The following is an 8062-nucleotide window of genomic DNA, read 5'->3' on the forward strand; positions in this document are numbered from 1 at the left end:
CCTCACGAGGCAGGACATCTCTAACCTCTCCCGGCTTACGTCTCACCAGGTGGTGTGGCGTCGTGTGGCTCTCTACCCTCTACCGTCTTACCTCTACCCGCATTCAGGCTTTTTGTGGCCAATTTAACGGTTGACTAATCCGAGCTGAGGTTAACGGGTGACAGATCGAACCTATGATGCTGTGATATTCGACGTGGACGGCGTGATCGTGGATTCAGAAGCGGTTTACTGCGAGACGTTCAACGCGACGCTGGGAGATTACGGCGCCGGGATGAGCCGGGCGGACTATGCGGTATGCGTGGGCCATCCCGTCGAGGAAAACAGCGCGTACGCCGTGGACCGATACCGGTTGGACGTGACGCCTGCCGCATTCCGCGAGATCTGGATGGATCGTTTCGAGAAAGCGGTCTCGAATCCCGATCGGGTGTCTCTGATGCCGGAGATTCTGGAACTGATGGCACACGTCCGGTCACGCGGATATCCGCTGGCGGTGGCGTCGTCCACGCAGCGGGACCGGATGATGAAGACGCTGAACAGCGGCCTGCTGTCCAGATTGGACGGCGTGCAAGACCTGGCCGAGGTGTTCGACGTGGTGCTGTCCGGCAGCGACGTGAAACGGCTGAAACCGGCGCCGGACATCTTTCTGATGGCTGCCGCGAAATTGAACGTCGAACCGGATCGGTGTGCGGTAATCGAGGATAGCGAGGCGGGCGTCAAGGCCGGCAAGGCCGCGGGGATGACGGTGTTCGCGGCGCCGAATTTCTTCACCCGACGCCAGCGACACGACGAGGCCGATTTCATTCTGGGCGGGCTGTGGGAAGCGAAACGGTATTTTTGAATCCCGCGGCGGTCCGGCAGTCCGGGCTACCATTTCGGTTCTGCTACTCAGGCGTAGGCCTCCGCGTCATCTTCAGGAGCGTATCCGAGTTCCTCGCGCGCGTTTCGGAGGTCCCAGTACGCGCGGGTATTGTTCGAAATGCCGTAATAGATGCCGAAGTGGACGTCGGTTTCGACGCTGCACCGCACGAGTTGGACGGTATCGCGGTGGCTGAGCCAGGACGCGAGGATCCGGTCGCTCGTGCGGTTGATGACCGAATCGGCCGGCTGAAAGGAGCCGATCCGCAGACAGATCACCGAGAGCCCGAATGCGTCCGCGTAGTACCGCCCAAGGTCTTCTCCGTAGGCCTTGCTGGCGCCGTAGAAACTGTCCGGCCGCGCGTTCACCTCGGTCGTGGTACCGATGCCGTCTTTTTCGTAATATCCGGTAACATGGTTGCTGCTGGCGAATACGACGCGGTGGACGCCTGACCGGCGGGCCGCCTCGTAGACGGTGTATGTTCCGCGGATGTTCGCCTCAAGTATATCTTCGAAGGAAGCGTTCCCGTTTGGATTCCCGGCCATGTGGACCACGGCGTCCACACCCTTCGCCGCCGCAATAACCCTGTTCATGTCGGTAATGCTTGAAACATGCATGTCTTCGCCGGGCCGGGCCGGCAGGATGGTGTTGTGATACAGCAGGCTGAGGCGGTAGTCGTCCTTCAATCCCTCTCGCAGTACGCGCCCGATTCTGCCGGCGGCGCCTGTGATGAGGATTTTCTTTTGCTGCACGTTGAGCCTTTCGTCTAACGGTCCGTTGATCGAGTCGCTATGCATGCATCGGCCGGTGGCAGCCCGGATGGGCGTTTTCAGCGGGCTGCCAGGTTTTGAGTCTTGATCGGTTGTCAGCGAGACGTCGACGGGAGGTGCGCCCGTCGGGCTGACACTCACAGGGGCTTGACACCGGCCCAGTCGGGAAGGAGCCGGGCGGCATTATTCCAGAGTATGTCTTTCCTGGTTGCTTCGGAAAGATCGGCGCCCAGTGTTTTTCCGAGACATTGGCCGAAGAGACGGACCGGCAGGTCCGACCCGAAGACGACGCGACGGCCTCCCAGCGCGTCCACGGCGGTCTCGACGATTCCGGCCTCGGGGTCGCCGCCGCCGGTGTCCGCCACCAGGTTCGGGCAGTCCGCGACGTGCTCGATGCCCCGGAGCCCGCACCCGTTGAGGTGGGCCATGATGATTTTGGCGCCGGGGTGCCTCCGCGCCAGGTGGGCCACGTCCTGTGGAAAGGACTCGCCCGGCAGGTTGCCCGTGGTCTTGTCCCACGCGTGCTGCAGAACGGGCACGTCGAGTTCAACGGCGCGCTGCATAATCGGGTCCAGCCCGGCATCGGTGGCCCGGCGCGCCACCCACAGCTTGATTCCGCACATGCGCTCTTCAACGATGCACCGGTTTATCTCGTCGACGGACGCTTCGGGACAGGCGGGATTGACGTAGCAGAACGGAAGAAAGGCCTCAGGCGCCCGATCGCGCATCCGCAGATTGTAGTCGTTCCCGTCCCGGCAGTGTCGCATCGCGGGGTCATGGAGAGGGCTGCCGGCGCCCGATTCGGGATGCAGCAGAAAGATGCACATCTTCGTGATTCCCGCGCGTCCGGCGGCCTCCAGGATCCTCCTGGCGTCGGTCTCTACGGATGCCGTGCCAGTGCCGAGCGGGTGGACGTGCACGTCCAGCACGTCGCAGGGTGGCTTGAGTTTCTCTCTCAACGTGGTCAGTTTCACGGTAACGCCCCGCTACCAGTTGACGATTCGCTCGGCGTTTCCCCCCAGGATCGCGGCGGTATCGTCGTCGGGGAGGTCGGTGACGACCCGAGAAAGGGCTGAGTAGGGGATGAAGAGCGGCGCATGAGAACCGAAAAGCAGTTTGTCTCTCAGTCCGTCGTCGACCAGCACCTTTACCGCATCCATCCCGTCCGACTGGGAGACGTCCGCGTAGAGGTTGGGGAGACCCAGAATCCTGTCTCGAAGTCCCCGGATTTCAGCCGTGCGCGGCCCGCCGATGATGATGAGAAGACCCGGGTGGCGTTCTGCGGCATCCGCGATTTCGGCTGCGGGTACGTCGGGTACCTGGGCGAGGGGATGCTGCCTGCGGGGGTCTTCGAGCCGTGTCTGCACGATGACGCCGAGCCCGGCGCACGCGAGGGCCGCGAACAGGTCGGACGCGGAACTCAGATCGTAGCCGCAATAGGCGGGCAGGAGTTTGACCAGGCGGACCCGGGGCTGCGCTTCCGCCCGCTGGAGTTCGTCGCGCCAGGTGGCGATGGTCGGATCCAGAACGGGTACGGGCCAGACGTCGTCCGTCACGACCGATGCGGCGTAGAGACTGTCGTTGAACCGGTGCGGGTTGCGGCACCACGCGGCGTCCAGGGGCGAAACGCACATGCGTTCCACGCCGTATTCCCTGAGGGAGGCGCGAACGGAGTCAAGGGCCCCTTCGACGGGATGGGAGGGCCAGTGTCCGGTGTAGGCGTTGATGTCGATAATCATGCAGTTCTCCCCGGCGCATATCGATTTCGATTCGCGCGATTCAGGCACGCCGTCTTGGACCCTGGCGCGATCGGTCAGAGGGTCCGGACGCCGGACCACGCCGGCAGGAGGCGGGCGGTGTTGTTCCAGAGGATCTCTCTCTTGACGGCCTCCGGAAGATCGGTTCCGAGCGTCTTGCCGAGTTGCACGCCGAAATGGCGAATCGGAGCGTCGGAACCGTAGACGATGCGATTGGGTCCGATGGTCGATGCGGCCGCTTCGACGATGCCGCTGTCCGGGTCTCCTCCGGAGGTATCGACGTAGATGTTCGGACAGTTCGCCACGTCTTCCATACCGGCGAGCCCGCAGCCATTCATGTGAGCCATGATGATGTTCGCGTCAGGGTGGCGCCGCGCCAGGTGAGCCACGTCGGCCGGAAAGGACTCGCCCACAAGATTGCCGTCCGTCTTGATCCACGCGTGCTGCAGCACCGGAACACCGAAATGTACCGCGCGTTCCAGGATGGGGTCCAGGCCCGGATCGGTGGCGCGGCGGGCGACCCACAGCTTGATCCCGCCCATACGCTCGCTTTCGATGCAGCGGTCGATTTCCGAAACGGACTCAGCGGGGTACATTGGATTGACGTAACAGAAGGGGATGAAGACGTCCGGCGCGACGTCCCGCATTGAGAGGGCGTAGTCGTTTGCCTGCCTGAACGCTTCAACCGACGGCTCTCTCGGGCAGGTGGTGTATAACGAGAAGAGGCACATCTTTTCCACGCCCGCGCGTTCGGCGGCCTCGATAATGAGGCGCGCGTCCTCCCTGGCGTCGGCGATCCCGTAAAGACCGAAGCAGTCCAGCGGATGCACGTGGACGTCGAGGGCGGGGCAAGCCGGCTTCAGGCGGTCCGTCACTTCGGATGGCGTCATCACACGTCTCCAGTATAAAGCACTTCGCACATGCACGATACCGTCGGCACGGGCGTTTTGCCGGATAATTCCTTGCCCCTGCAATCCATCATATATATAATTAACCAGGGCCTGAATGTCAGCAGATTTCCGGCCGGCCGGTGACGAAACGGTTTGGGATGCCCAATTGCTCGCCCGGGAAACGCAGCGCCTTTCGCAGTGCGGTTACACATTGATCCTGTCGCCGTCGCAATCGTAATGCCGGAAAGTTTTCCTTGCGTATTCGAATTCCTGAATGGAGAGGATGATGAAAGCGATCGTCATCGCGGCGGGTTACGCCACCCGGCTGTACCCCCTGACCCTGAATTTCCCGAAGGGGCTCCTCGAGGTGGGCGGGCGCGCGATCGTGGACTATCTGATGGACCAGATCGAGTCCGTTCCGGATGTAGATGAGGTCTATCTTGTAACCAATAGCCGGTTCGCCGGTCATTTCGAGTGCTGGGCGGCCGGGTGGAACGGTCGGCTTGACATCGACGTGATCGACGACGGGACGACGACCAATGACAACCGGCTGGGCGCGGTCGGGGACATCCGGTACACTATCGGTGCGCGGGCGATTACCGACGACATCCTGGTATGCGGGTCGGACAATCTGCTCGGGTTTCGTCTGAAGGATCTGGTGGCGGACTTCCGCGCCAATCCTGTGGCCCACATCTGCGTATGTTACGTGGACGACCCGGATGACCGCCGGCGCCGCGGCATCGCGGTGCTGAACGCGGAAAGCCGGGTGGTAAAGTTCGAAGAAAAGCCCGACCAACCGGAATCGTACTGGGGCTCCGCTGCCATTTACGTATACCCCGCGGCCACACTGAAGCGGTTCGACGAATATGTAGAGAGCGGTCGGACGCCGGATGCGCCGGGGCATTTCGTCGAGTGGCTCTGCCAGGTCGAGCCCGTATACGCGCACAGAATTCAGGGCTCGGCGATCGATATCGGAAATCCCGAGACCCTGGAGCAGGCGAGGCGTGAATACGGGGATGAGGCTCGCAACGCGCATAAGTAACCACACTTGGCCTGCATCGCGAGCATTTCCCAGAGTTTGTAATACCTGAGCCGCTCCCTGAGCCTGCGGTCCCTGAGCTTGTCGAAGGGTCGAAGGCGCTGCCCTGAGCTTGTCGAAGGGTCGGCGAAGGGAACGCAAACACGGGCATTTCGACATTTCGACAAACTTGCTTCGACAGGCTCAGCACACGCAATGCAGGCATGCTCGCTTCGACAAGCTCAGCACAAGCAATGACCACGTTTCGACAGGTCCTGGAAATTGAACTCATAGTTTGGGGATGAGAATGCGCCGTAACTTCCCCCGCACCGCGACGTTTCTCCTGTTGATTCCCATTGCCGTGTCCGCGCACAGTCTTGGGGGGGATTTCGACGGGGACGGTGTCGTGGGTTTCCCGGATTTCCTGCTTTTCGCCGAAGCGTACGGGTCCAATAACGTCCGGTTCGATCTGAACGACGACGGCCAGGTGGACTTCAACGACTTTCTGCTGTTTGCCGGGGACTTCGGCAAGGTAACCCACGAAGAGGGAGAGACGGACGTCACAGGCGTCCGCTCAACGTTCGAGACGATACAGGACCATATCTTCAACGAAAGCTGCATCAGCAGTTCCTGCCACAGTTCAGCGTGGGCCGCCGCCGGACTCTCACTTGAACCGGACGTGGCGTACGAGCAACTCGTGGGCCGGGTGCCGCAGAACGCGAAGGCGCGGGAAGAAGGGATGCTGCTGGTCAAGGCAGGAGATCCCGGAAAGAGTTTTCTGATGACGAAGCTGACCGGGTCCGGTGTGGGGTACGGCGACCGGATGCCGAGGTCGTACTCCAGTCTGAGCGGCGTCGCGATCGACGCGATCCGGGCATGGATCGCGGCCGGGGCGCCAAGTGACAGCGTGGTGCCGGATGCGCCCGACCTGGACCGGGTCCTGCACAACACGGAGTTTTATTTCCAGCCGCCCGCGAAGCCCCAACGGGGCATTCAGCTCCACCTGAGTCCCTTCGCGGTCCCGCCGCGTTCGGAGCGGGCAATCTTCTCGACGACCCGGCTGGGGATCGCGGAAGATCTGATGGTGAACAAGATTGAGGTGGTGCAGCCGGAAGGCAGCCACCACTTCATTCTCTATCAGTCGACGGACGAATTCCCGCCGCCGCCGGGAATTCGCGATCTGGATCCGATCGAGGCGCTCGGTATTTTCCGGAAACGGTTCATCGTGGGCAGCCAGTCGCCGAAGGCGGTGTTCGATTTCCCTGAAGGCATCGCGATTCCGATGCCTGCCGATGCGGTCTACGAACTGAACTCTCATTTCGTGAACACCTCGGGCGAGAACACGCTCATAGGCGAGGTCTACGTCAATCTGCACTCAATGCCCGCCGACAGCGTCAGGGAGGCTGCAAAGCCCATCTTTGAGAGCTTTTTCGCCATCAGGGTTCCGCCGGGTCAGACTGTGACCGCCGGCCGCGACTGGACGCTGCGGCGCGACGTCAACCTTGTCATGCTGTCATCGCACATGCATCGCCACGGCCGGCGGTTCGATATCTTCCTGGACGATGAAAGGATCTACCGCAGCGAGGAGTGGGACGAACCTGTGACAAATCTGTACAATCCTGCGCTCGAAGTCAGGGCTGGACAAACCCTGAGATTCGAATGCACCCACGAAAACGACGACAAAGACTTCACCATCCGGTTCGGATTTACGGCCGAGAACGACGAGATGTGCATCATGCTGGGGTACTATTATTGAAGAAACCGGTAGAAGTTCGTGGCCGATTCACGGAAGGGTCTGTGGGCCGCCGCGCGATGCTGGTTGCCATCAGGGGGCTTGCAACGGTTTCTCATCCTGTTTATCCTGTCCAGCCCTGTAAGTTCCGGTTCTTGCGTCGAATCGCCTAGGCAATACTTCGTATCACCTCATCGAACAGAACCCCGTTCGTGGAAATGGCGTTGCCGCCTCGAATGGTCGGGTTTCCGCTCCAGTCCGTAAACGTGCCGCCCGCTTCTTCCAGAATGGGCTGCAGCGCGGCGCAGTCCCACACGGCCATCACGGGGTCCAGCATGATTTCCGCACGGCCCGTGGCGACAAGGACGTGCCCGTAACAGTCGCCCCATCCCCGGCAATAAGCGACCCTTCCCGCGAGGTTGCGGTATGCGCCGTCCCGGCCGAACTCGGCGAACGATTCGAAGTCGGTGGCGCAGAGGAGCGCGTCTTCCAGGCGCGAGACCGTGGAGACGCTCGCCGGTCGGCCGTTCCACGTACAGCCCGATCCCCTGGCGGCGCATACCATCTCGTTCATGGCGGGGAGGTGAACCACGCCAACGGACGGGACGCCGTCTATTTCCACGCAGATCATCACCCCGTAGAGCGGCACGCCGTGAACGAAGGACTTCGTACCGTCGATCGGGTCGATAATCCAGCGGCGGGGGGTCCGGCCGGTCCGGTCGCCGAACTCTTCTCCGACGATGGCGTCCTCCGGAAAACGGTCCTGTATCAGCCCGGCGATCCTTCGCTCCGCTTTGCGGTCGGCTTCGGTAACGGGGCTGTCGTCGGATTTCGTTTCGACCCGGACGCCGGACTGAAAGTACCGCAGGGTAATGCGTCCGGCCTGCCAGGCCGCGTTGGTGCTGAAAGCCAGAAGATCCTGGAGAGAAGGCTCTGCCATGGGCGTTCCTTTCTCAGAAGTTGTTTTAAAATTACCGGTGAGTTCCCGACCGGCGCTTTTGCAGCCGTGCGAAGACCGCTGGGAATTTTAAGACAGCTT

General features: G+C 61.7%; 8 protein-coding genes. 3 read left to right on the top strand and 5 right to left on the bottom strand.

Annotated elements, in window-relative coordinates; translation table 11 throughout:
• The first annotated feature begins 157 nt into the window (after positions 1-157).
• On the top strand, positions 158-838 hold the full coding sequence (locus tag OXG98_18465; GenBank protein ID MCY3773995.1) for an HAD family phosphatase: 681 nt from the start codon (positions 158-160) through the stop codon (positions 836-838).
• Positions 839-885: 47 nt separating this feature from the next.
• On the opposite strand, the gene OXG98_18470 is transcribed toward OXG98_18465, so the two are convergent.
• The 4 genes from OXG98_18470 to OXG98_18485 all read right to left on the bottom strand — a co-directional run bounded on the left by OXG98_18470 (position 886) and on the right by OXG98_18485 (position 4273).
• Positions 886-1653 carry an NAD(P)-dependent oxidoreductase gene (locus tag OXG98_18470; GenBank protein MCY3773996.1) on the bottom strand — a complete coding sequence of 256 codons (768 nt, stop codon included), beginning with the start codon at positions 1651-1653 and terminating at the stop codon, positions 886-888.
• 110 nt (positions 1654-1763) lie between these two features.
• Positions 1764-2600 carry an amidohydrolase family protein gene (locus OXG98_18475; protein ID MCY3773997.1) on the bottom strand — a complete coding sequence of 279 codons (837 nt, stop codon included), beginning with the start codon at positions 2598-2600 and terminating at the stop codon, positions 1764-1766.
• Between the two features lie 12 nt (positions 2601-2612).
• Complete coding sequence (locus OXG98_18480; GenBank protein MCY3773998.1) at positions 2613-3365, bottom strand: amidohydrolase family protein; 753 nt, start codon at positions 3363-3365, stop codon at positions 2613-2615.
• 74 nt (positions 3366-3439) lie between these two features.
• Complete coding sequence (locus tag OXG98_18485; GenBank protein ID MCY3773999.1) at positions 3440-4273, bottom strand: amidohydrolase family protein; 834 nt, start codon at positions 4271-4273, stop codon at positions 3440-3442.
• 286 nt (positions 4274-4559) lie between these two features.
• Here OXG98_18485 and OXG98_18490 point away from each other — a divergent pair, with 286 nt between their 5' ends.
• Both OXG98_18490 and OXG98_18495 read left to right on the top strand, forming a co-directional pair.
• Positions 4560-5315, top strand: coding sequence for a sugar phosphate nucleotidyltransferase (locus OXG98_18490; GenBank protein MCY3774000.1), 756 nt, complete (start codon positions 4560-4562; stop codon positions 5313-5315).
• 283 nt (positions 5316-5598) lie between these two features.
• Complete coding sequence (locus OXG98_18495) at positions 5599-7047, top strand: hypothetical protein (protein ID MCY3774001.1); 1449 nt, start codon at positions 5599-5601, stop codon at positions 7045-7047.
• Between the two features lie 145 nt (positions 7048-7192).
• Here the strand turns inward: OXG98_18495 and hisN are convergent, their stop codons facing one another.
• Positions 7193-7963: a histidinol-phosphatase gene (hisN, locus tag OXG98_18500; GenBank protein ID MCY3774002.1), complete on the bottom strand. Its 771-nt coding sequence runs from the start codon at positions 7961-7963 to the stop codon at positions 7193-7195.
• Positions 7964-8062 lie beyond the last annotated feature (99 nt).

Source organism: Gemmatimonadota bacterium (genome assembly GCA_026706345.1).
Classification (GTDB): Bacteria; JAAXHH01; JAAXHH01; order JAAXHH01; family JAAXHH01; genus JAAXHH01.